Origin of the sequence: Streptomyces beihaiensis (assembly GCF_026274175.1) — a bacterium.
Classification (GTDB): Bacteria; Actinomycetota; Actinomycetes; order Streptomycetales; family Streptomycetaceae; genus Streptomyces; species Streptomyces beihaiensis.
Map to the genome: position 1 here is coordinate 38,218 of NZ_JAPHNL010000179.1, position 22,580 is coordinate 60,797.

Genomic DNA, 22,580 nt, shown 5'->3' on the forward strand with positions numbered 1-22,580 from the left:
CCACGCACATACGAATCATTCGACGCAATAAGGGAGTTGTCATGCGAGCAGCAGTGGTCACGGTCTTCGGCGGTCCGGAAGCGGTCGAGATCGTCGACATCGAGCGCCCCGAACCGGCCGCCGGACAGATCCGCGTCAAGGTCGCCGCGACCGCCCTGAACCCCGTCGACGCGGCGGTGCGGGCCGGGGCCTTCGGAGGGGAGGGCAGGCGGCTCGGCCTCGGCTGGGACGTGGCCGGCACGGTCGACGCCGTCGGCGACGGCTCCGGATGGCAGGTCGGCGACCAGGTGATCGCCCTGCACCACGGAGTGGGCGGACCCCTCGGCGCGCATGCCGAACACGTGGTCGTGGCCGCCTCCGCGGCCGCCGCCGCGCCCACGACCCTGGACCTCACACACGCCGCCACGCTTCCCCTCAACACCCTCACCGCCGCCCAGGCCCTCGACCTGCTCGATCTGAAGCCCGGCCAGTCCCTGCTCGTCACGGGCGCCGCGGGCGCGGTCGGCGGGTACGCGGTGCAGCTCGCCGCGCACCAGGGCATCGACGTGACCGGGTACGCGGGCGAGGGGGACGAGGAGCTGGTCCGCTCGTTCGGCGCGCCCCACTTCGTACCGCGCGGCACGACGCCGCCCGCCCCCGTGGACGCCGTGCTCGACGCGGCGGTCATCGGTGCGGACGCACTGGCGTGGGTGCGGGACGGGGGCCGGTACGTCGGCGTGATTCCGGGCGCCGCGCCCGCCCCGGAGCGCGGGGTGCGCACCGAGGCGGTGGAGGTGGCAGCGGACGGCACGCGTCTGGCAGAACTGGCACGCCTGACCGACAAGGGCACGTTGACCGCGCGCGTCGCCCACACCTACCCCCTCGCGGAGGCGGCACAGGCACATGCGCGGCTGGCCGAGGGCGGCGTACGGGGTCGCCTGGTCCTGATCCCGTGACCGGGTCGGGCGGCGCGCGACGAGGGACGAGGAACGCGTGACGCGGGCAGAGCCGCGGGAGCCGCCGACCGCGGCCTCCCGCGGCTCACCGGCCGCCGTCGCCGCGCCACTGAGGGGCCGTCACGTCGCCGTGGTCATGCCGTGACGCGCGGCCCGGCATGGTGCGAGACCAGCGGGGCAGGGGCGGAGCCCGGCGAGGGCTCCGGCCCTGCCGCCGGTTCGGTTCCTGGTTCAGCCCTTCACGCAGACGACCTGCTTGAGCTTCGCCACGACCTCCACGAGGTCGCGCTGCTGATCGATGACCTGCTCGATCGGCTTGTACGCACCCGGGATCTCGTCCACGACGCCGGAGTCCTTACGGCACTCCACGCCCCGCGTCTGCTCCTCCAGGTCCCGCGTCGAGAAACGCTTCTTCGCGGCGTTACGGCTCATCCGCCGCCCGGCGCCGTGCGAGGCGGAGTTGAAGGACGCCGCGTTGCCGAGGCCCTTCACGATGTACGAGCCGGTGCCCATGGAGCCCGGGATGATCCCGTACTCGCCCGAGCCCGCGCGGATCGCGCCCTTGCGGGTGACCAGGAGGTCCATGCCGTCGTAGCGCTCCTCACTCACGTAGTTGTGGTGAGCGCTGATCTCCGGCTCGAAGGTCGGCTTCGCCTTCCTGAACTCCTTGCGGACGACGTCCTTGAAGAGCGCCATCATGAGCGTGCGGTTGTACTTGGCGTACTCCTGCGCCCAGAACAGGTCGTTGCGGTAGGCGGCCATCTGCGGAGTGTCCGAGATGAAGACGGCGAGGTCGCGGTCGACGAGGTTCTGGTTGTGCGGGAGTTTCTGCGCGACGCCGATGTGATGGTCGGCGAGCTCCTTGCCGATGTTCCGGGATCCGGAGTGCAGCATGAGCCAGACCGCATCAGACGTGTCGAGACAGAACTCGACGAAGTGGTTTCCGGCTCCGAGGGTTCCCATCTGCTTGTGAGCCCGCCCCTCCCGGAACCTGACGGCCTCGGCCACCCCGCCGAACCGCCCCCAGAAGTCGTCCCACCCGGCCGTCGCGAGGCCGTGGAACCGCCCCGGGTCCACCGGATCGTCATGCATCCCCCGGCCCACCGGAATCGCCTGCTCGATCTTGGAGCGGAGGCGGGAGAGGTCGCCCGGGAGGTCGTTCGCCGTCAGGGACGTCTTCACCGCGCTCATGCCGCAGCCGATGTCGACGCCGACCGCCGCCGGGCACACCGCGCCCCGCATCGCGATCACCGAACCGACCGTCGCGCCCTTGCCGTAGTGGACGTCCGGCATGACGGCCAGGCCCTTGATCCACGGCAGGGCCGAGACGTTCCGCAACTGCTGCATGGCCGCGTCCTCGACGGACGCGGGGTCCGTCCACATCCGGATGGGAACCTTCGCACCCGGTACTTCCGTGTAAGGCATGAGATCCCCCGAAAGCCGTTCAAATCCATTCAACATCAGAAAGCGCAGATACCGGAGCCAAGGTCGACGAAACGGATGCCGGACCGGCGTCCACGGCAGTGCGTGCGATAGACATGGTCATCGTCGGCCGACCCACCCGGCAACCGAGTTTTCGCAGTGAGGAGCCTCAACGGTGCAGCGGAAGCGCAAGTCGTACGCGTACCTGCCCGGCGCCGCCGCGCTTCTGGCGGCGCTGCTGACCGGCTGTTCCGCGGCCTCCGGTTCCGACGGCGCGGCGGGCGACGCGAAACCGGGCGGGGCGAGCGCCAGTGCGGCCACGGTCAAGCCGGGCAAGTACCACACGCTGCCCGAACCGTGCGGTGTCGTGGACAAGGGCATGCTGGACAAGATGCTGCCGGGCATCGCGAAGCTCCCGGACGACGATCAGCGGGAGAAGGCGTACGCCGGTACGGCGGCCGTCACGTACGACACGGGCCGCCGCGTCGGGTGCAGCTGGAAGGACACGGCGGCGGACGGTTCGGCACACCGGCTGAAGCTGGACTTCGAGCGGGTGGTGTCGTACGACCCGACCGTGAGCGACGACGACCGGGCGGGGGCGTTGTTCGCGAAGCGGGTGGACGCGGCGGGACTGCCGGATGTGTCGTCGTCCGACGCGTCGGGCTCGTCGGACACGTCGGGCTCGTCCGGCACATCCGGTGCCTCCGATGCGTCTGCCACGCCCGGCGACGGCGGCGTGCCGAGTCCGGGCTCCTCCGGGGCGGCGTCCGCCACTCCGTCCGGCGACAGTGGTGACAGCGGCGGCGACGATCTTCAGCCCCGGCTGCTCGACGGGCTCGGCGACGAGGCGTTCGTCGACGACGTCGAGGCCGGTCCCGCGGCCTCTCCGCACCGCACGGTGACTGTGGTGTTCCGCACGTCCAACGTCCTGGTGACCGTCGAGTACGAGGCCCAGGCGGGGGCCGCCGGTACCGCCCCGGACAGCAAGGAAATGCAGGACACAGCGCGGGAACTGGCCGGAAAGCTGGTCGGAAAGTTCGGCGAATAGGGCACCTCGGGCGGCGATCGCGGCTCTCGGGAAGGCGAGGCGCGCCCGTCGGCTTCCGCGTACCGTAGCCCCTCGGACTCCGGTGGCCGCGTCGGCCGCCGGGGTCCGTGGTCCTGTCGCCGTTCTAGTGAAGGAACTATGCACCGTCCGACCAAGCGACTCACCCGCACCCTCGTCTGCGCGGCCGCCGTGCCGGCGGTCCTCGTCGTGGCCGGCTGCTCGTCCGGCTCGGGTTCCGGCTCCGACGGATCCGCGAAGGACTCGGGGGCGAAGTCGTCGGCGACGACCGCCGCGGAGAAGACGAGGAAGCCCGCGCCGGTCACGTACACGTCGCTGCCGCGGGCCTGTTCGGCGCTCTCCAAGAAGACGCTGGGCGACCTGGTGCCGAAGGGCGACCGCAAGGCGGGTTCCTCGGACGACGAGTCGACGCGCGCGAGCTGCTCGTGGTCGAGCCTGGACAACAAGGGTGTGAAGGGCTCGCAGTACCGCTGGCTCAACGTGTCGCTGGTCCGTTTCGACTCCGACCTGAACCGCGGCAGCGGCGCGAAGCTCGCCGCGGACTACTACGCGAAGCAGGTCGCGGACGCGAAGGGCACGGACGGCGCGAAGCACGTCAAGGCGTCCGACGCGGCCGTGAAGGGCGGTGACGCGTCGACGCTGGTCCAGTACGACCGGACGTACAAGGACGACTCGGGCAAGTCCAAGAAGAAGGACGGCAAGAGCGGCAAGAGCGAGGACGTCACGTCCAGGGAGCAGACACTCGTCACGCGCCTGGACAACGTGGTCGTCACGATCGACTACAACGGTTCCGGCCTCGCCGGTGAGAAGACCCCGGACGCGGGTGACCTGGCCAAGGACGCGAAGAAGGCCGCTGAGGAGGTCGCCGCCGCCGTCATGAAGGACGGCAAGGGCGGTAAGGACGGCAAGGGCGGTAACGACGGCGGCAGCGGCGAGAGTCCGTCGCCCTCGAAGTCCTCCACGTCGTCGAAGTCGTCCGCCAAGCCGTCCCCCTCGGCCTCTCCTTCCGCGTCGAAGGACGCGAAGAAGCAGTAGGCGACCGGGCTGGCGCGGTCACTCCCGCCTCACGTGTGCCACCCTGTTGGGCGCAACATGCCGTAGTGGGAGGGGAGCTGAGTGGCCGCGCCACTGAAGTTGACACGGACGCACCGCATACTCGTCGGTGTGGTGGTGGCCGGTGCGGTCGTCATCGCGGGGATCGGGTTCGCGGGCTCGTACGCGGCCGTGCGCAAGCTGGCCGTCGAGAAGGGCTTCGGCAACTTCTCGTACGTCTTCCCGATCGGCGTGGACGCGGGCATCTGTGTGCTGCTCGCGCTCGATCTGCTGCTGACCTGGATACGCATACCGTTCCCGCTGCTGCGCCAGACGGCGTGGCTGCTGACGGCGGCGACGATCGCGTTCAACGGCGCGGCGGCCTGGCCTGACCCGTTGGGCGTCGGCATGCACGCCGTCATCCCGGTGCTCTTCGTGGTCTCCGTGGAGGCGGCGCGGCACGCCATCGGGCGGATCGCGGACATCACCGCCGACAAGCACATGGAGGGCGTGCGGCTGACGCGCTGGCTGCTTTCGCCGGTGCCCACGTTCCGGCTGTGGCGGCGGATGAAGCTGTGGGAGCTGCGCTCGTACGAGCAGGTCATCAAGCTGGAGCAGGAACGTCTCGTCTACCAGGCGCGGCTGCGGTCCCGTTACGGACGTGCCTGGCGGCGCAAGGCGCCGGTGGAGTCGCTCATGCCGCTGCGTCTGGCCCGTTACGGGGTGCCGCTCGCCGAGACGGCCGCGGCGGGGCTCGCGGCGGCGGGGGTGGAGCCGCAGCTGCTGCCGTCGGGGCCCACGACGCTCGCCGAGCTGGAGGCGACGGCGTCCGGCCCGCGCCCGGTCGACCCGGAGGCGGCGGCGGACGCGCCGAGCCAGTGGTTCGCCGAGCCGAAGCAGAAGGAGTACCACGGCGGGTACGACCCGAACTACCAGCCGCCGACGTTCATCCCCGAGCAGCAGCACCAGGGGTGGTACGAGGAGCAGCCGCAGCAGATCCCGGTGCCGCGGCCGCGATCTGAATCCGTGCCGCAGCCCGCCCCCGACCCCGTACCGCAGCCCGTACCGCAGCCCGCGCCGGAGCTCGTGCCGGAGCCCGAGCCCGATTTCCCCGTCCCGAACGGGGCGGGCGGCACCCGGGCGCTGGGCGAGGGCGTGCCGGAGGCCGAAGGCCCCACCGACGACGACCTGTACCAGGTGTTCCGGCACTCGATAGAGGGCGAGGGGCTGCCGACGCCGGGGGCGTTCGCCGCCAACGTCGAGGCGCAGTACGGGATTCGGCTGTCGCCGCGTGACGTGAACCGGTACATGGAGCAGTTCGCCGTACAGCTCGACAAGGACATGCTCGACGAGCACATCGCCTGAGGGCGCGCGGGGCACGCACGCGTGAGGGGCGGCGTCGGCCACGAGCCGGTGCCGCCCCTCACACACGCCCGGGGTCAGGCGCTCAGCAGCTTGCGCACCCGGTCCGCGCCCACGGCGAGCAGCAGCGTGGGCAGGCGCGGGCCGGTGTCACGGCCGACGAGCAGGTGGTACAGGAGCGCGAAGAACGTGCGCTGGGCCACCTTGATCTCCGGCGGGAGTTCCTTGGCGGTCGCGTCGGCGGGGAAGCCCGCCTGCACCTTCGGGACGCCGTAGACGAGGTGGGTGAGGCCGTCGAGGGACCAGTGGTCGTCCAGGCCGTCGAGGAGGAGGCGGAGCGAGGCGCGGCTCTGCTCGTCCAGGGCGGCGAGGCGTTCCTCGTCGGGCTCGGTGCGCACGATGGTGCGGGACTCGGCGGGCACGTACTTGGTGATCCACGCCTCGGCCCGGTCGAGCCGGGGCCGGACGGTGGCCAGGTCGGTGACCGGGTTGTCCGGGTCGAGCTCGGAGAGGATGCGCAGGGTCTGCTCCTCGTCCCCGGCGGTCACGTCGGCGACAGAGGCCAGCGTGCGGTACGGCAAGGGGCGCGGGGTGCGCGGCAGTTCACCGGCCGCGGTGCCGACGGCGCGGCTGTGCGCGGCGGCGTCGGCGGGCAGCACGGTGCCGTCGGCGACCTTCGCGTTCAGCTTGTCCCACTCGTCGTAGAGCCGCTGGATCTCCTGGTCGAAGGCGATCTTGAACGACTGGTTGGGCCGGCGGCGGGCGTAGAGCCAGCGCAGCAGCTGCGGTTCCATGATCTGGAGCGCGTCGCCGGGGGTGGGTACGCCGCCCCGGCTGGACGACATCTTGGCCATGCCGCTGATGCCGACGAACGCGTACATGGGGCCGATGGGCTGCTTGCCGCCGAAGACACGGTCGACGATCTGGCCGCCGACCTGGAAGCTGGAACCGGGCGAGGAGTGGTCGACGCCGGACGGCTCGAAGATCACGCCCTCGTAGGCCCAGCGCATCGGCCAGTCGACCTTCCAGACCAGCTTGCCGCGGTTGAACTCGCTCAGCCGGACGGTCTCGGAGAACCCGCACTCGGCGCAGGTGTAGGCGAGTTCGGTGGTGTCGTCGTCGTACGAGGTGACGGTGGTGAGGTCCTTGCCGCAGGCGCCGCAGTACGGCTTGTACGGGTAGTAGCCGCCCGCGCCGCCGCTGCCGTCGTCCTCGGAGGCGGCGCCGGAGCCCTCCTCGGCCTCCAGCTCGGCCTCGTCGACGGGCTTCTGCCCCTGCTTCTTCTGCTGCTGCTTCTTGGCGGGGTCCTTCTTCGTGCGGTACTGGTCGAGGATCGCGTCGATGTCGCCGCGGTGCTTCATGGCGTGCAGGATCTGGTCCCGGTAGACGCCCGACGTGTACTGCTCGGTCTGGCTGATGCCGTCGAACTCGACGCCGAGGTCGGCGAGGGCCTCGATCATGGCGGCCTTGAAGTGCTCGGCCCAGTTCGGGTACGCGGACCCGGCCGGGGCCGGGACCGAGGTGAGCGGCTTGCCGATGTGCTCGGCCCAGGACGCGTCGACTCCGGGGACGCCGGCCGGGACCTTGCGGTAGCGGTCGTAGTCGTCCCAGGAGATGAGGTGGCGGACCTGGTGGCCGCGGCGGCGGATCTCGTCGGCGACGAGGTGCGGGGTCATGACCTCGCGCAGGTTGCCGAGGTGGATCGGTCCCGACGGGGAGAGGCCCGAGGCCACGACGACCGGTTTGCCCGGGGCACGGCGCTCCGACTCGGCGATGACGTCGTCCGCGTATCGGGAGACCCAGTCCGCGTTCTCTGGGGCTTCCGCGCCTGTGCTCTGGGCCACGGTGTGGTGTCCTTCCGGTTCGTGGTTGCGCTCGACCTATTGTCCCAGTAACCGGGGGCTGGGGGAAAACGCCTTATGGGCGGGTGGGCGGAGCGCCGTGGGCGAGTGCGGGTTGTGGCCGGTTGCTCGCGCGGTTCCCCGCGCCCCTGAGACGCCCGCACCACGTGCGGCGTCTCCCCGGGAAGGCGCGGCGAAGCCGCATGCCTTCAGGGGCGCGGGGCTGTGTCGATCAGCGGCTCCGCCGCGGGGCGCGACCAGCCACGACGAGACCCGCGGACAGCAGATCCGGCCCGCCCGCCACGGCGGAAAACCGGTTTGCACCCCATGGGATACTGGCCAGGAACACCACCCGGCCCCGACCAGAACGGCAGCCCATACCCATGGCCCCGGTCACGTCCCTCACCGCCAACGTCAACCAGCGCCTCGCCGACGCCCTGGCCTCCGCCCTGCCGGAGACCGACGGCGCGGACCCGCTGCTGCGACGTAGCGACCGGGCCGACTACCAGGCCAACGGAATCCTGGCGCTCGCCAAGAAGGCCAAGGCGAACCCGCGGGAGCTGGCCGCCAAGGTCGTCGAGACGATCGAGAACGGTGATCTGCTCGCGGAGGTCGAGGTCTCGGGCCCCGGCTTCCTGAACGTCACGGTCGCCGACCGGGCGATCACCGAGACGCTCGCCGCGCGTGCCGCCGACGGCGACCGGCTCGGCGTCCCGCTGAAGGCCGACCCGGGCATCACGGTCGTCGACTACGCGCAGCCGAACGTGGCGAAGGAGATGCACGTCGGCCACCTCCGCTCGGCGGTGATCGGCGACGCCCTGCGCGGCATGCTCGACTTCACCGGTGAGCGGACCGTGGGCCGTCACCACATCGGCGACTGGGGCACGCAGTTCGGCATGCTCATCCAGTACCTGATCGAGCACCCGGGCGAGCTGGCCCCGGCCGACGAGGTCGACGGCGAGCAGGCCATGTCGAACCTGAACCGGATCTACAAGGCGTCGCGCGCGGTCTTCGACTCGGACGAGGAGTTCAAGGAGCGGGCCCGTAAGCGGGTCGTCGCCCTCCAGTCCGGCGACAAGGAGACCCTCGACCTGTGGCAGCGGTTCGTGGACGAGTCGAAGGTGTACTTCTACTCGGTCTTCGAGAAGCTCGACATGGAGATCCGCGACGACGAGATCGTCGGCGAGTCGGCGTACAACGAGGGGATGCCCGAGACGGCCCGCCTCCTGGAGGAGATGGGTGTCGCGGTGCGCTCCGAGGGCGCGCTCGTGGTCTTCTTCGACGACATCCGCGGCAAGGACGACCAGCCGGTGCCGCTGATCGTGCAGAAGGCGGACGGCGGCTTCGGCTACGCGGCCTCCGACCTGACGGCGATCCGCAACCGCGTCCAGGACCTGCACGCGACGTCCCTCCTGTACGTCGTGGACGTACGCCAGTCGCTGCACTTCAAGATGGTCTTCGAGGCGGCCCGGCGGGCGGGCTGGCTGACCGACGACGTCACCGCGCACAACATGGGTTACGGCACGGTGCTCGGCGCGGACGGCAAGCCGTTCAAGACGCGTGAGGGCGAGACGGTCCGCCTGGAGGACCTGCTCGACGAGGCGGTGCAGCGGGCGGCGGAGGTGGTGCGCGAGAAGGCGCGGGACCTCACCGAGGAGGAGATCCAGGAGCGGGCCGCGCAGGTCGGTATCGGCGCGGTGAAGTACGCGGACCTGTCGACGTCGCCGAACCGCGACTACAAGTTCGACCTGGACCAGATGGTGTCGCTGAACGGCGACACGTCCGTCTACCTGCAGTACGCGTACGCGCGTATCCAGTCGATCCTGCGCAAGGCGGGCGAGACGAAGCCGGTGGCCCACGCCGAGCTGGAGCTGGCCCCGGCCGAGCGCGCGCTCGGCCTGCACCTGGACGCGTTCGGGGACACGGTCTTCGAGGCGGCGGCGGAGTACGCGCCGCACAAGCTGGCCGCGTATCTGTACCAGCTGGCGTCGCTGTACACGTCGTTCTACGACAAGTGCCCGGTGCTGAAGGCGGATTCGGCCCAGCAGGTGGAGAACCGGCTGTTCCTGTGCGACCTGACGGCCCGCACGCTCCACCGCGGCATGGCGCTTCTCGGCATCCGGACGCCCGAGCGGCTCTGATCCGGCAGGCGTCACCCACGTCTCCCACGGCTGAGCGCCCGCGTCCCCCGACGCGGGCGCTCAGTCATGAGCGGCTCGGCCCGAGCTGCTTTGCCATGAACACGCAAAAGGCGGCTCCCGCACCTTGACCGGGCGCTGGTCCAGACCAATCATGGCCTAGACCAGTAGCAGCCCCCGGCCGGGCTCGGCTGACACAGCGCGACACCTCCACCCCACCCATCGCCTGTCGTCCGCTAACCGGGAGTACCCGATGACACGTCCGAGACCCCTACGCGCCCTGCTCACCGGCATCGCCACACTTGCCGCCTCCGCGGGGCTCGCCCTGGGGGCAGGCGGCACCGCGCACGCGGCGACCGCCCTGCCCGCCCACGTCTTCGCGCCCTACTTCGAGGCGTACAGCGGCGACAGTCCCGCCGCGCTCGCACAGTCCTCCGGCGCCAAGTACCTGACCATGGCCTTCCTCCAGGCCGACACGAAGGGGTCGTGCACCCCGTACTGGAACGGCGACTCCAGCACCCCCGTCGACACCTCGGTCTTCGGTGCCGACTTCTCCACCATCCGCTCCCGCGGCGGTGACGTGATCCCCTCGCTCGGCGGGTACGCGGCCGACCACTCCGGCACCGAGATCGCCGACAGCTGTACGAACGTCGACTCCATCGCCGCCGCCTACGAGAAGATCATCACCACGTACGACGTCTCACGGCTCGACATGGACGTCGAGGACAACTCCCTCACCGACACGGCCGGCATCGACCGCCGCAACCAGGCCATCAAGAAGGTGCAGGACTGGGCCGCGACCAACGGGCGGACCGTGCAGTTCTCCTACACCCTGCCCACCACGACGACCGGCCTCGCCGACAGCGGACTCGCCGTACTGCGCAGCGCCAAGGCCGCGGGCGCGAAGGTGGACGTCGTCAACATCATGACGTTCGACTACTACGACGGCGCCACGCACCACATGGCCACCGACACCCGCACGGCGGCGACCGGACTGCACGGCCAACTCGCCTCCCTCTACCCGAACCTGTCGGACACTCAGCTGTGGAACATGGTCGGCGTCACCGAGATGCCCGGCGTGGACGACTACGGCCCGGCGGAGACCTTCACCACCGACGACGCGACCTCGGTGTACGACTGGGCGTCCACCCAGGGCATCAACACCCTCTCCTTCTGGGCGCTCCAGCGCGACAACGGCGGATGCCCCGGCTCCCCCGCCTCCGACACGTGCTCCGGCATCGCCCAGGACACCTGGTACTTCACCCACACGTTCGCCCCCTTCACCAGCGGCACGACCACCCCGCCGACCGACGACTTCTCCGTCTCCCTCTCCCCCACGGCCGTCTCGGTCGACCCCTCCGGCTCGACGACCGCGACGGTCACCACGTCGGTCACCGCGGGCAACGCCCAGACGGTCGGCCTGACCGTGACCGGTGCGCCGAGCGGAGTGACCGCCTCGCTCAGCCCGTCCTCCGTCACCGCGGGCGGCACCGCCAAGCTCACCGTCGCGGCCGACGCCTCCGCCGCCCCCGGCACCTACACCCTGACGGTCACCGGCACCGCGGGCACGACCCGGCACAGCGCACCGCTCACCCTGACCGTCACGGGAGCGAGTACCCCCACGGCACTCGCCAACGGCGACTTCGAGACCGGCTCCCTCGCGCCCTGGACCTGTGACAGCGGGGCGTCCGTGGTCTCCTCCCCCGTGCACGGCGGGACGCACGCCCTGAGGACCGTGCCGTCCTCCAGCCGGACCGGCCAGTGCACCCAGACCCTCACCCTGAAGCCCAACACCTCCTACACGCTGACCGGCTGGGTGCAGGGCCCCTACGCGTACCTCGGCGTCAGCGGCGGAGCGACCGCCAGCACCTGGGCCACGTCCTCGTCCTGGACCAAGCTGACGGTGCCGTTCACCACCGGCTCCTCCGGCTCGGTCACCGTGTACGTCCACGGCTGGTACGGCCAGGGCTCCGTGTACGCGGACGACCTGACCCTCAGCTGACACTGAGGATTGACAGCTTGCCCATGACATCGCCCTAAGATCGGATGTCATGGGCATAGTGGAACTTCTCTTCATTCTGGGCCTCTTCGCCGGAACGTGGTCCATCCAGAGCCGTCTCTCCGGCATGGACAGACGCCTGGTACGCATGGAACGCCAACTCACGCTGCTCGCCGACCGGTTGGGTCTTGAGGAGTCTGCCGAGCAGCGCGCGCAACGGGAGGAGGTCGAGGCTCTGGTACGCGAGGGCAAGCAGATCGCCGCGATCAAGGCGTACCGCGAGATGACCGGAGCGGGCCTCAAGGAGGCGAAGGACGCGGTGGAACGGATGGCGTAGGCCGCCTCTGCCAGGATCACCCCATGCCGCAGCCACCGTACGTCGCCGCACTGGCCGCCCGCGCCCGGACTCTGGCCCGCGCCCCCGGCCCCCGCCGGATCATCGGTGTCGCGGGCCCGCCCGGCGCGGGCAAGTCCACGCTGGCGGAGGCCGTCGTCGCCGAGCTCGGCACGGCGACGGCGGCCCTGGTCCCCATGGACGGCTTCCACCTCGCCGACGCCGAGCTGGCCCGTCTGGGCCGGGCGGACAGGAAGGGCGCGCCGGACACGTTCGACGCGTACGGTTACGCGGCGCTGCTCACCCGCCTCCGTACGCCCCACCCGTGCGAAACGGTCTACGCCCCGTCCTTCGAGCGGAACCTGGAACAACCGCTCGCCGGCGCACTACCCATCCCACCCGACATCCCGCTCGTCATCACGGAGGGCAACTACCTCCTCCTGGACGAGCCCCCGTGGTCGACGGCCGTCCGCCCGCTCCTGGACGAGGTGTGGTGGGTCGCGGTGGACGACACGGTCCGGGTGGACCGCCTGATCGCCCGCCACGTGACGTTCGGCAAGTCGCCGTCCACCGCCCGCGCCTGGGTCCTGCGCTCGGACGAGGCGAACGCCCGCCGGGTGGACGACGGGCGCGGCCGGGCGGACGTGGTGGTCGACCTGGACGCGGGGATCCTCACCGTCCCGGACGGTGGCGGGCAGGACTGAGCGAGCAGGACCGACGACAGACTCGCGCCGTCGGTGCGGCGGGTTGCCGAACGTCTGTTCGGCATGGCGCTCCGGTGCCGCAGCCTGCCCAGGCGCGCTCAGGCGTAGGTGGCGAACCCGCCGGTCTCCAGTTTCAGGCCCCAGGCCGGAAGCGGGACGTCCTGTCCGAACAGCCGTCGCAGCCGCCCCTGATACCGCCCACCACTGGGCTCCGTGTACAGCGTCCAGCTACCGTCGCGCGGATCGACCAGCAGATACGTCGGCACTCCCGCGTCGGCGTACCAGGCGACCATGTCGCGGGTGTCCTTGGTGCTGTTGCTCCGCGAGACCACCTCGACGACCAGCTCCACGTCACCGGGGTCGGCGAGCCACTCGTCGGAATCGCCGAAGCCCACATCGCAGACCATGAGGTCGGGAGTGGCGTAGTCGTCAGGGTCGCCGGGCATCGGCAGAGAAGCGACCTGGAACGCATCCAGATGGCCCGGCAACGACCTGACCAGCTGTTTGTTGATCGCGTTGATGATCCCGGCGTGTTTGCCGCGCGGGGTCGGAGACATCATGAGAACTCCCCGGATGATCTCGGCCCGAAGGCCACTCGCCTCTTCCGCAGCCTCGGCGGCCTTGCGCAACCGCGTCATCGCGCGGTCCGGGCTCGTGAGAGTCATGACAGCTCCCTTCCGACACCGCCGAGTCTAACGACGCCCGCCCCACCCGGTCACCGCGACAGACGGACCGGCGTCCCGCACCCGCACCGTGCCACGGCGTCACAGCTCGAACGAGGCCCACACCACCTTCCCCGGCGACCGCTCCCCCACGCCCCACGCGTCCGCACACGCGGCGACAAGCAGCAGCCCTCGCCCGCCGTCGCCCGTGCCTCCGCCTCCGCCCCCGCCAACCCGTGGCACACCCGCCCCGCTGTCATGCACCTCGACGCGCAGCACTCCGCCCCCGTACGACAGGAACAGCTGATACCCGCGCCCTGGCGGCACCCCGTGCACCAGCGCGTTCGTCGCCAGCTCGCTCACGCACAGCGCCACGTCGTCGGCCCGCTCGTGCCCGGCGAACCCCCAGTCGGCGAGCGCCTCGCGCGTGAAACGCCGGGCGGCGGGGACGGTGCGGCGATCGCGCGGATAGAACCGCTCCCTTTTGAGGGTGAGTTCGCGATGGCGGCGGGTGGAGATCGTCTCATTCACCGGACAACCGTCGCGCAGCGTGACTAGCGTGGATCAGCCAGTGAGCCCGTACGCGGAATTTGTACGGGTGCTGTACGGGTCCCGCATGCGCAAACGCGGGCGATCAGGGGGAGTCCCATGAGCATGACCCCAAGGCAAGCTCCTCGGAAGAGGAACAAATCGACCATGAAGATGGTGGGCCGCCAACTCAAGGCGGCCCGTACAGCGGCCGGTTACACGCAGCGAGCGCTCGCCGAGCTGGCCAGCGTGGACGAGGAGACGATCGCCTCGATCGAGCAGGGGCGGCGCGTGCTGCAACTGGATCTCGCCGAGTTCCTCGACGAACTCCTGGAAACGAAAGGGATGTTGGTGGCCGGTGTGGAGAACATGCCGGAGATCGACCAGTTCGCGTTGTGGTCGGAGGACTACATGAAGCACGAGTGGGAGGCGCTCGCGATCTCGTTCTACGCGAACCAGGTCCTGCCCGGCCTGCTCCAGACGGAGAACTACGCGCGGGCGGTGCTGGGCGAGCGAGTACCGGCCTACGACCAGGACGAGATCGAGACGAAGACGGCGGGACGCGTGGACCGCCGGGAGATCCTGCGGCGCAAGGCGCCGCCGACGCTGAGCTTCGTGGTGTGGGAGCCGGTCCTCGACTTGAAGGTCGGCGGGCCGCAGGTAGGGCGGGAGCAGTTGCGGCAGCTGCGCGCGGACGCCCACCTTCCGGCCATCTCCCTACAGTTCATGCCGATGGACAGCCCGTCGCATGCGGGCCTGAACGGCCCCTTCATCCTCCTCGAAACGCCCGACCATCAGCACCTCGCGTACCTGGAGACGCAGCGCGGCAGCCAGTGGGTGTCCGACCCTGACGAGGTGTCCATCCTGGCGCGCAAATATGCGATGCTGCGGACGCAGGCTCTGACCACGCAGCAGTCCCTGAGCCTGTTGGACCGACGGCTAGGAGAAGCGTGAACGGCACCGCAGCAGAACTGACCTGGTTCAAGTCGACGTACAGCGGCAGCGAAGGCGGGGAATGCCTCGAAGTCGCCTACACCTGGCGGAAGTCGAGCTACAGCGGCGACGAGGGCGGCGAGTGCGTAGAGGTGGCCACCTGCCCGCACGCCGACACCGTCCACGTACGGGACTCCAAGAACGACACGGCCACCGGGCCGACCTTCGGGGTCGGCGCGGACGCCTGGACGGCGTTCACGGGGTTCGCCCGGGCCGCGCGGGGCTGACCCACGGGACGACGACGGGGAACACGTTCCGGCCGGGGCCGTGACGGGGCCCCGGCAGGCCGTGAATGCACCGCGCTCGACGGCCACCGCCGGGACAAGGGGGCGAGTGCACGATGGCCGTTGCGGCCGGGTCCGAGCAGCGCGCGCAGGTGACAGCCGTGGCGTCTGACCACCCCCGTGCCGTACAGCCGACGGCGCACATGCGCGCCCTCCGCGCCCGGGGCGGGGGCGGCGCGGACGACGACGGGTGACGCGCGCCGACTCAGGGACGTCGTGCGAGGAAGACGAACTCTCTGCCCGGCCGGTCAGGCGCATCGCGCACGTCGTCCACCACGTAGCCGTGCGTGACCAGGTCCCTCTCGACCTCGTCGCGCTCACGGAAGCGCAGCGTCGAGTCCGAGGTCAGCACCTGCCCGTCCGCCGCGAAGACGTACGTCCAGCGGAAGGTCACCAGGGGCAGGCTCACCTCGGTCACCTGGGCCCAGCTCTCGACGGTGCCGACACCCGGGATCTCGGTCACGCGGCAGGTGTTCTCGGGGGTCCACTCCTCCCAGGCGCGTCTGGCCGGATCACGGGTCTCGAAGACCAGGTGCCCGCCGGGCCGTAGTGCCTCGTGGGCTCCCCGTAGAGTCCTCCGCCACATGGTCGGCTCGACGATGGCCTGGGCGACGTTCGCGGTCATCGTCGCGAGGTCGACCCGGAGTGGAGGCAGCGCCGTCGCGTCACCGCACAGCCAGCGCACCCGCTCACCGCCCGGTTTGGCTCGGGCGACGTCGATGGACGCCTGGGCGGGATCGACTGCGACGACGTCGATCCCGCGGCCGGCCAGGACAAGCGCGAACACCCCGGTGCCGCAGCCGATGTCCAGAACCCGGCGCGCCCCGGCCTCCTCCGCCATCCGGACGTAGGCGTCGAGATCGCCGCGGTCGGGGTCGAGCGGGTCGTGGATCGCGGCGAGCCGCGGATGCCCGAAGCAGTCGTCAACCATACGGCCGAACGTATGCGGAACCGGCCCCGCGGAGCTACCGGGTCAGAAGTCGTCGCCGGCACGCGCCCGCAGCTCCCCCTTCACCACCTTCCCGCTCGCGTTGCGCGGCAACGCGCCGACGAACGCGACCGACCGGGGCACCTTGTAGTTGGCCATCTCGCGCCGGGCCCAGGCGATCAGGTCGTCACCGGTCAGCCGGGCACCGGCCCGCCGCACCACGTACGCCTTGCCGACTTCGCCCAGCCGCCCGTCCGGGACACCGACGACAGCCACATCGGCGACTTCCGGGTGGAGTCCGAGCAGCTGCTCGATCTCGGCCGGATAGGCGTTGAACCCGCCGACGATGAACATGTCCTTGATGCGGTCGGTGATCCGCAGATAGCCACGGCCGTCCATGACGCCCACGTCGCCGGTGCGCAGCCAGCCGTCCTCACCGATCACCTCAGCGGTACCGGCCGGGTCCTCGAAGTACCCGCGCATCACGTTGAAGCCGCGCACCAGCACCTCCCCGGGCTCCCCGACCCCCGCCGAGTCGACCCGTACCTCGGTACCGGGGATGGCCCGCCCGGACGTCTCGGCGATCAGCTCCGCCGGATCGCCCCGTCGGCACATGGTGACGATGCCGCTGGCCTCGGACAGCCCGTACGCGGTCAGTACGGTCTCCACGCCCAGCTCGCCGCGCAACCGCTCCACGAGCCGCAGCGGAACGACGGCCGCCCCGGTCACGACCAGCCGCAGCGCCGACAGGTCATGGGAATCACGGGCGGGGTGGTCGAGGAGCGACTGGTGGAGAGTGGGCGGTCCCGGAAGCACGGTGATCCGCTCGGCGGCGATGTTGGCCAGCGCGGTGTCCACGGTGAACACCGGTTGCGGCACCATCGTCGCACCCCGCATCAGACAGGCCAGGATCCCGGCCTTGTACCCAAATGTATGAAAAAACGGATTCACGATCAGATAGCGATCGCCCTCCCGCAGTCCGGCGAGCTCCGCCCAGATCTCGTAGGCGCGCAGGGTCTGCTCATGGGTGATGACGGCGCCCTTGGGCCGCCCGGTCGTCCCGGAGGTGAAGACGATGTCCGAGGGGTCGCCGGGCGAGAGCGCGGCCGCCCGCGCCCGCACGTCCTCGCCTGTCACCTGGTCGCCTCCCGCGAGGAACTCCTTCCAGGTCAGGAAGTCACCACCGCCCGGCACGCCGTCGGCGAACACCACGACCCTTTCCAGGTCCGGCAGTTCGGCCCCCGCCTCCCTCGCCCGCCGCAGCGAGGCCACGTACGACGTACCGAGAAACGTCCCCGTGACGAACAGCAGCCGTGCCCGCGAACGGGCCAGCACATCGGCGGCCTCCGCGCCCTTGAACCGCGTGTTGAGCGGCACGAGAACAGCACCGGCGCCCACCGCGCCCAAGGCCGCCACGATCCAGTCGACGGTGTTCGGCGCCCAGACGGCGACCCGGTCGCCCACCTCCACGCCCGCCGCCACGCACGCGGCGGAGGCCCGCTCGACCCGCGCGCCCAGCTCGGCGTACGAGACCCGAACCCGCCCGTCGACAACGGCCTCCCGTCCCCCGAACCGCAGCGCCGCATGCCGCACAAGCCCCGGAACCGTGCCCCACTGCTCGTCCGTACGCATAGCACGACCTCCCGACTCCAGCGCACCTGACACGTCGTCAGATTAGCTGTAGCCTGACGCGCTGTCAGCACACGGGCCGAGGGAGGGAGTCTCATGGCCAGAACGGCGGCACCAGGCATCAAGGACGCGGCGGCCATCGTCGGCATCGGCCAGACGGCCTTCGCGAAACAACTCCCCGAATCCGAGAAGACCCTGGCCTGCCGGGCGATCCTCTCCGCACTGGCCGACGCGGGCATAGAACCCTCCGAGGTCGACGCCTTCGCCTCCTACACGATGGAGGAGACGGACGAAGTGGAGATCGCCAAGTCCATCGGCGCCGGAGACGTGACGTACTTCTCCAAGACCGGCTACGGCGGCGGCGGTTCGTGCGCGACCATCGCCCACCTCGCCACGGCCGTCGCCACGAACCAGGCATCGGTCGGCGTGGCCTGGCGCTCCCGCAAACGAGGCAGCGGCCCCCGCCCCTGGCGCGACACGACCACCCAACTCCCCACCCCCGCACAGTGGACGAGGCCCTTCGGCCTCCTCCGCCCGGCCGACGAGATCGCCATGCTCACCCGCCGCTACATGCACGAGTACGGGGTGACCCGCGATCACCTCTTCAATGTCGCCCTCGCCTGCCGCAACCGCGCCAACCAGAACCCCTCGGCCGTCATGTACGAACGCCCGCTCACCAGGGACATGTACATGACCTCCCGATGGATCAGTGAGCCCCTCTGCCTCTACGACAACTGCCTGGAAACAGACGGAGCATTGGCCTGCGTGGTGGTCTCGGCCGAACGAGCCCGCGACTGCCGCCACAAGCCCGCCTACATCCACTCCGCCGCCCAGGGCCTCCCGGCCCAGCACCACGGCATGGTCAACTACTGGAACGACGACCCGCTCACCGGCCCCTCCTGGACTACGGCCCGCCACCTGTGGAAACAAGCGGACCTGACACCCGCCGACATCGACGTCGCCCAGATCTACGACGCGTTCACCGCGCTCATCCCCCTCTCCCTGGAGGGCTACGGCTTCTGCGCCCGCGGCGAGGGCGGCGCCTTCACCGAACGAGGCGCCCTGGAGACCGGCGGCCGACTCCCCCTCAACACGTCCGGCGGCGGCCTCTCGGAAGCGTACGTCCACGGCTTCAACCTGATCACCGAGGGCGTGAAGCAACTACGCGGTACGAGCACCGCGCAGGTCCCGAACGCGAGCACCTGCCTGGTGACAGCAGGCGAAGGCGTACCGACCTCGGCCCTGTTGCTCCGCTCCTGACCCGGCCCGCACCGCGGTCCCGTACCCGCCCCGACACCTGTCGGGGACACGGGAAAGCCGCCGACGACAGCGCAGACGGCCACCCTCCCTTCATCGCGCCCACGGAGAAGCAGCCATGGACCACGATCTCCTGCCCCCCACCACCGACCCCGACGGAGCCCCGTTCTGGGACTACACGTCCCGCCACGAACTCCGCGTACAGTCCTGCCGCACCCCCGCCTGCCAGACACTCCGCTTCCCGCCCCGCCCCTGCTGCCCCCACTGCCACTCCTTCGACACCGAGTGGCGGCGCATGACCGGCCAAGGCCGCATCTGGTCGTACGTGATCCCGCACCCGCCGCTGCTCCCCGCGTACGCCGAACAGGCCCCGTACAACGTGGCCGTCGTCGAACTCACCGACGCCCCTCACATCCGCCTGGTCGGCAACGTGGTCGCCTCCCCGGCCGCCCGCCTCGACTCGGTCCCGCCCGACCGCCTGCGCATCGGCGCGAAGGTCCAAGCGGTCTACTGGACCACGCCCGACGGCACGACGATCCCCCGCTGGATGCTGGAACGCCCATGACAGGAACAGGGATACGCACGCAGACAGACGCGACGACCAACGTGGCGGTGGTGACCCTCGACCGGCCCCACCGCCACAACGCCCTGGACCTCCCCACGATCGCCCAGCTCGCAAAGACGTGGCGCGCCTTCCGCGGCGACGACACGGTCAGAGCGATCGTCCTGACCGGCTCCGGCGACCGAGCCTTCTGCACGGGCATCGACCGCGAGGCATCCGTCCCGCAGCCCGACTCCCCGTACTCGATGGACGATCCGCTCCTCACGGTCGGCCCGAAGGCCAACGACCTGTGGAAGCCGGTGATCGCCGCGGTCAACGGCATGGCCTGCGGCGGCGCGTTCTATCTCCTCGGCGAGGCGGACTTCACCGTCGCGGACGAGACGGCGACGTTCTTCGACCCTCACACGACCTACGGAATGGTCAACGCGTACGAGGCGGTGCACCTCGCCCTGCGCATGCCCCCCGGCGAAGCGGCCCGCCTCGCGCTGATGGGGTCGGCGGAGAGGATGTCGGCGCGCCGGGCCCACGCAACGGGCCTCGTCTCGGAACTGACCGAACCGGGCGGCGCGCTGACGGCGGCGCTGCGCTGCGCCGAGGCGATCGCCGCGGCCCCCACCGAGGCCGTACAGGGCACGGTGCGCGCGCTCTGGGCGGCGACGGAGGCGGCACGCGCCCAGGCGTTCGCCCAGGCCCCGCACCTGCTCAGACTGGGCAGCCTGCCACCGGACGAACAAGCGGCACGGTTCGCGTCGAGACCGCGCAACGGCTTCCGGGTCCGCTGAGATGGCGGGCCCCACGCACCCGGCGTAGCGTCGGGGGCGAGAGCCGGACATCCGCTGCGCTGGGAGGCCGCGCCGTGATCCGCACCGTCCTCGGGCCCTTGCTCGCTCTCGCCGGAGCGACGGCCGCCGTCTGGAGCCCCTTCCGTATCTGGTACGACGGCCGTCACGGACGCGACTACCGGCTGGGCGACCTGTTCTCTGCGGGCGGCATCACGGACGCCACCCCGGGCCTGTTCGCGTCGCTCTTCCTCCCCTTCGTCGTGGCGGCGCTGATCACGGCGGCCGGTCTCCTCCTGCGCTCGCGCACGCTCCTGGCCGTGGCGGCGGTGGTCGTCCTCGCCTTCACGATCCTGTGGATGGTCCGCGAGGCACAGGCAGAGGGCGAACTGGTGATCACGACGAACGGCACGGGGCTGGACGTGGGCGTGGCGAACGCGCTGGGCGGTGGAGCGCTGCTGCTGTTGTCGGCGCTGGTGTCGAGGGGCCGCCGCGCGAGCCGCGCACAGCAGGCACCGGAACCCGCCTGGACCGGGCAGCACCCGGCGGACGGGCCGACCGGAGAGCCGTGGCACGAGCCGGCCTACCCGCCCCGCCCGCCCGAGTTCGAGCCCGGAGCCGACCTCGGGCCCGACCCCGCCCCCTGGCCCGAGCCCGGCCCCGGCCCCGGCCCCGGCCCCGGCCGCCCGGACTACCGCCCCTGACGGCTCGTCCCGGTCCCCCGCTCCGCGTCCAGCGCGTACACGCACCGGTCCTTGCTGCACGCGTACACGACACCGTCCCGCACCACGGGCGTCCCGGTGATCTCACCACCGGTGGCGAGCTTCCACCGCAGCCGCCCGTCGTCGGCCTTCAACGTGTACAGCAGGTGGTCGGCGGAGCCGAAGTGCACGCGCCCGTCGGCGACGACCGGCGAGCCGACGATCTCGCCGCCCGCCTGGAACCGCCACTTCGGCGTGCCGGTCACGGCGTCGAGGGTGTAGAGCCCCTGCCCGCTGCCCACATGGACGTGCCCCTGCGCGACGAGGACCGGCGCCACGGACGACGAGCGCGACTCGGTGGCGATGCGCCAGCGGTCGCGGCCGTCGGTGGCGTCGAGCGCGTAGACGGTCCCCAGATGGTCCACGAGGTAGACGCCACCGCCGGTGACGGCGGGTCCGGGCACGTACGTGGGCGGGCACAGGAAGACGGCGGGCGCCTCGAAGTGCCAGCGCACACGACCTGACCCGACCTCGACGGCGAGCACCCGGGTCCCGGCGGAGACGTACACGTACCCGTCGGCGGCGGGGGTCAGCCGCACCGGGACTCCGCCGCAGGAGGCGGCGTCGCCGATCGGGTACGACCAGCGTTCCTCGCCCGTGCGGGCCTCCAGGGCGCGCAGCCGGGCGTCCTGCCAGACGTAGACCGTGCCGTCGTGGACGACGGGCCCGGACTCGGGTGACTCGAAGTCGCTCTGGCAGCCGGTGATCTCCCACAGCAGGTCGCCGCTGACGGCCTCGCGGGCCTGGACGCCGCCGCCGCGGGTGCCGGTGACGACGGTGCCGCGGTCGGCGTCGAGCGCGTACACCCACGCGTCGGTGGCGATGCGCCACAGGTCGGTGCCCTCGCGGGCGTCGAGCGCCCACAGGGTGGGGCCGTCGGAGGCGTGGATGCGGCCGTCGGCGACGGCCATGGACCAGGCGACGTCACGGGTCTTGAAGCGGCGGCGGCCGGTCGAGACGTCGAGGGCGTGGACCTCGAAGGAGGTGACGTACACCAGGTCGCCGGAGACGGTCGGGGTGCCCCACACGTCGTTGGACATGCGGAACCGCCAGGGCCGCCAGGCCGCGGCGTCCGTGCCGGCGGGCGCCGGGGCGGCGGGGTCCGGTGCCGCGGACGGCGCGGTGGGCTTGGCGCGGGACCAGGTGGCGGCGAGGCCGGACTCGGGGGGCGGCGCCTGCACGGCGGCCGCGCGGGCGTCGGCGACACGCGGGCCGGGCCCGATCGGCACCCGCGCCCCGGCGAGACGCACCGGCCCGTCGGCGGGAAGGCCCACGCCGGGGCCGGGACCGGTGGCCACGGCGGAGGCCGCGGGCGCGGCGGACGCGGCGGACGGCGCGGGAGCGCCCCGCCACCCGCCACCGCC

21 protein-coding genes are annotated in these 22,580 nt (G+C 71.2%); 14 read left to right on the forward strand and 7 right to left on the reverse strand.

Annotation, left to right across the window (positions count from 1 at the left end; all coding sequences use genetic code 11):
- The first annotated feature begins 41 nt into the window (after positions 1-41).
- Positions 42-935, forward strand: a complete 894-nt coding sequence (locus OFY01_RS16360; protein WP_266600550.1) for an NADP-dependent oxidoreductase — start codon at positions 42-44, stop codon at positions 933-935.
- Between the two features lie 231 nt (positions 936-1,166).
- Here OFY01_RS16360 and OFY01_RS16365 read toward each other — a convergent pair whose 3' ends face one another.
- Positions 1,167-2,360, reverse strand: coding sequence for an RtcB family protein (locus tag OFY01_RS16365; protein ID WP_266600552.1), 1,194 nt, complete (start codon positions 2,358-2,360; stop codon positions 1,167-1,169).
- 172 nt (positions 2,361-2,532) lie between these two features.
- Between OFY01_RS16365 and OFY01_RS16370 the strand changes: the two genes are divergently transcribed.
- The 3 genes from OFY01_RS16370 to OFY01_RS16380 all read left to right on the forward strand — a co-directional run bounded on the left by OFY01_RS16370 (position 2,533) and on the right by OFY01_RS16380 (position 5,820).
- Entirely contained in the window at positions 2,533-3,405 is an 873-nt protein-coding gene (locus OFY01_RS16370; RefSeq protein WP_266600554.1) for a DUF3558 domain-containing protein, read from the forward strand.
- Positions 3,406-3,543: 138 nt separating this feature from the next.
- A complete protein-coding gene (locus tag OFY01_RS16375; protein WP_266600556.1) occupies positions 3,544-4,458 on the forward strand; it encodes a DUF3558 domain-containing protein in 915 nt (304 codons plus the stop codon).
- A gap of 81 nt (positions 4,459-4,539) precedes the next feature.
- Positions 4,540-5,820: a DUF2637 domain-containing protein gene (locus OFY01_RS16380; RefSeq protein ID WP_266600558.1), complete on the forward strand. Its 1,281-nt coding sequence runs from the start codon at positions 4,540-4,542 to the stop codon at positions 5,818-5,820.
- Between the two features lie 74 nt (positions 5,821-5,894).
- On the opposite strand, the gene lysS is transcribed toward OFY01_RS16380, so the two are convergent.
- Positions 5,895-7,661, reverse strand: coding sequence for a lysine--tRNA ligase (lysS, locus tag OFY01_RS16385; RefSeq protein ID WP_266600560.1), 1,767 nt, complete (start codon positions 7,659-7,661; stop codon positions 5,895-5,897).
- Between the two features lie 380 nt (positions 7,662-8,041).
- Between lysS and argS the strand changes: the two genes are divergently transcribed.
- The 4 genes from argS to OFY01_RS16405 all read left to right on the forward strand — a co-directional run bounded on the left by argS (position 8,042) and on the right by OFY01_RS16405 (position 12,833).
- Positions 8,042-9,799, forward strand: coding sequence for an arginine--tRNA ligase (gene argS / locus OFY01_RS16390; RefSeq protein WP_266600562.1), 1,758 nt, complete (start codon positions 8,042-8,044; stop codon positions 9,797-9,799).
- Positions 9,800-10,049: 250 nt separating this feature from the next.
- Entirely contained in the window at positions 10,050-11,798 is a 1,749-nt protein-coding gene (locus OFY01_RS16395; protein ID WP_266600564.1) for a carbohydrate binding domain-containing protein, read from the forward strand.
- 49 nt (positions 11,799-11,847) lie between these two features.
- Positions 11,848-12,132 (forward strand): ribosomal protein L7/L12, encoded by a 285-nt coding sequence (locus tag OFY01_RS16400; RefSeq protein ID WP_266600566.1) that lies wholly within the window; start codon positions 11,848-11,850, stop codon positions 12,130-12,132.
- 23 nt (positions 12,133-12,155) lie between these two features.
- The gene (locus OFY01_RS16405; RefSeq protein ID WP_266600568.1) at positions 12,156-12,833 is read left to right on the forward strand and encodes a nucleoside/nucleotide kinase family protein; all 678 of its coding nucleotides are present in this window, start codon (positions 12,156-12,158) and stop codon (positions 12,831-12,833) included.
- A 98-nt stretch (positions 12,834-12,931) separates the two neighbouring features.
- On the opposite strand, the gene OFY01_RS16410 is transcribed toward OFY01_RS16405, so the two are convergent.
- Positions 12,932-13,498, reverse strand: coding sequence for a Uma2 family endonuclease (locus OFY01_RS16410; protein ID WP_266600570.1), 567 nt, complete (start codon positions 13,496-13,498; stop codon positions 12,932-12,934).
- A 99-nt stretch (positions 13,499-13,597) separates the two neighbouring features.
- Complete coding sequence (locus tag OFY01_RS16415; protein WP_266600572.1) at positions 13,598-14,026, reverse strand: ATP-binding protein; 429 nt, start codon at positions 14,024-14,026, stop codon at positions 13,598-13,600.
- A 165-nt stretch (positions 14,027-14,191) separates the two neighbouring features.
- Between OFY01_RS16415 and OFY01_RS16420 the strand changes: the two genes are divergently transcribed.
- Both OFY01_RS16420 and OFY01_RS16425 read left to right on the forward strand, forming a co-directional pair.
- Positions 14,192-14,977: a helix-turn-helix domain-containing protein gene (locus tag OFY01_RS16420; protein WP_407700357.1), complete on the forward strand. Its 786-nt coding sequence runs from the start codon at positions 14,192-14,194 to the stop codon at positions 14,975-14,977.
- Positions 14,974-15,243: a DUF397 domain-containing protein gene (locus OFY01_RS16425; RefSeq protein ID WP_266600576.1), complete on the forward strand. Its 270-nt coding sequence runs from the start codon at positions 14,974-14,976 to the stop codon at positions 15,241-15,243. The genes OFY01_RS16420 and OFY01_RS16425 overlap by 4 nt, the downstream gene beginning before the upstream one ends.
- 262 nt (positions 15,244-15,505) lie before the next feature.
- Here OFY01_RS16425 and OFY01_RS16430 read toward each other — a convergent pair whose 3' ends face one another.
- Positions 15,506-16,231, reverse strand: a complete 726-nt coding sequence (locus OFY01_RS16430) for a class I SAM-dependent methyltransferase (RefSeq protein ID WP_266600578.1) — start codon at positions 16,229-16,231, stop codon at positions 15,506-15,508.
- A 42-nt stretch (positions 16,232-16,273) separates the two neighbouring features.
- The gene (locus tag OFY01_RS16435) at positions 16,274-17,860 is read right to left on the reverse strand and encodes a FadD3 family acyl-CoA ligase (RefSeq protein WP_266600580.1); all 1,587 of its coding nucleotides are present in this window, start codon (positions 17,858-17,860) and stop codon (positions 16,274-16,276) included.
- Positions 17,861-17,953: 93 nt separating this feature from the next.
- Here OFY01_RS16435 and OFY01_RS16440 point away from each other — a divergent pair, with 93 nt between their 5' ends.
- The 4 genes from OFY01_RS16440 to OFY01_RS16455 all read left to right on the forward strand — a co-directional run bounded on the left by OFY01_RS16440 (position 17,954) and on the right by OFY01_RS16455 (position 21,159).
- Complete coding sequence (locus OFY01_RS16440; RefSeq protein ID WP_266600581.1) at positions 17,954-19,117, forward strand: lipid-transfer protein; 1,164 nt, start codon at positions 17,954-17,956, stop codon at positions 19,115-19,117.
- Positions 19,118-19,232: 115 nt separating this feature from the next.
- On the forward strand, positions 19,233-19,679 hold the full coding sequence (locus tag OFY01_RS16445) for a Zn-ribbon domain-containing OB-fold protein (RefSeq protein ID WP_266600582.1): 447 nt from the start codon (positions 19,233-19,235) through the stop codon (positions 19,677-19,679).
- Positions 19,676-20,458 carry an enoyl-CoA hydratase/isomerase family protein gene (locus tag OFY01_RS16450; protein WP_266600584.1) on the forward strand — a complete coding sequence of 261 codons (783 nt, stop codon included), beginning with the start codon at positions 19,676-19,678 and terminating at the stop codon, positions 20,456-20,458. Before OFY01_RS16445 ends, OFY01_RS16450 begins: the two co-directional genes overlap by 4 nt.
- A 74-nt stretch (positions 20,459-20,532) precedes the next feature.
- Positions 20,533-21,159 (forward strand): hypothetical protein, encoded by a 627-nt coding sequence (locus OFY01_RS16455; protein WP_266600586.1) that lies wholly within the window; start codon positions 20,533-20,535, stop codon positions 21,157-21,159.
- Here OFY01_RS16455 and OFY01_RS16460 read toward each other — a convergent pair.
- On the reverse strand, positions 21,147-22,580 hold a 1,434-nt coding region (locus OFY01_RS16460; RefSeq protein WP_407700358.1), incomplete at its 5' end, for an outer membrane protein assembly factor BamB family protein. The two genes, OFY01_RS16455 and OFY01_RS16460, sit on opposite strands and share 13 nt — an antisense overlap.

Excerpts from the sequence above, each read along its gene's own strand:
- OFY01_RS16360 (WP_266600550.1), top strand. The coding sequence starts at position 42 with ATGCGAGCAGCAGTGGTCACGGTCTTCGGCGGTCCGGAAGCGGTCGAG.
- OFY01_RS16365 (WP_266600552.1), bottom strand. The coding sequence starts at position 2,360 with ATGCCTTACACGGAAGTACCGGGTGCGAAGGTTCCCATCCGGATGTGG.
- OFY01_RS16375 (WP_266600556.1), top strand. The coding sequence starts at position 3,544 with ATGCACCGTCCGACCAAGCGACTCACCCGCACCCTCGTCTGCGCGGCC.
- argS (WP_266600562.1), top strand. The coding sequence starts at position 8,042 with ATGGCCCCGGTCACGTCCCTCACCGCCAACGTCAACCAGCGCCTCGCC.
- OFY01_RS16395 (WP_266600564.1), top strand. The coding sequence starts at position 10,050 with ATGACACGTCCGAGACCCCTACGCGCCCTGCTCACCGGCATCGCCACA.
- OFY01_RS16400 (WP_266600566.1), top strand. The coding sequence starts at position 11,848 with ATGGGCATAGTGGAACTTCTCTTCATTCTGGGCCTCTTCGCCGGAACG.
- OFY01_RS16405 (WP_266600568.1), top strand. The coding sequence starts at position 12,156 with ATGCCGCAGCCACCGTACGTCGCCGCACTGGCCGCCCGCGCCCGGACT.
- OFY01_RS16410 (WP_266600570.1), bottom strand. The coding sequence starts at position 13,498 with ATGACTCTCACGAGCCCGGACCGCGCGATGACGCGGTTGCGCAAGGCC.
- OFY01_RS16420 (WP_407700357.1), top strand. The coding sequence starts at position 14,192 with ATGAAGATGGTGGGCCGCCAACTCAAGGCGGCCCGTACAGCGGCCGGT.
- OFY01_RS16430 (WP_266600578.1), bottom strand. The coding sequence starts at position 16,231 with ATGGTTGACGACTGCTTCGGGCATCCGCGGCTCGCCGCGATCCACGAC.
- OFY01_RS16435 (WP_266600580.1), bottom strand. The coding sequence starts at position 17,860 with ATGCGTACGGACGAGCAGTGGGGCACGGTTCCGGGGCTTGTGCGGCAT.
- OFY01_RS16440 (WP_266600581.1), top strand. The coding sequence starts at position 17,954 with ATGGCCAGAACGGCGGCACCAGGCATCAAGGACGCGGCGGCCATCGTC.
- OFY01_RS16445 (WP_266600582.1), top strand. The coding sequence starts at position 19,233 with ATGGACCACGATCTCCTGCCCCCCACCACCGACCCCGACGGAGCCCCG.
- OFY01_RS16450 (WP_266600584.1), top strand. The coding sequence starts at position 19,676 with ATGACAGGAACAGGGATACGCACGCAGACAGACGCGACGACCAACGTG.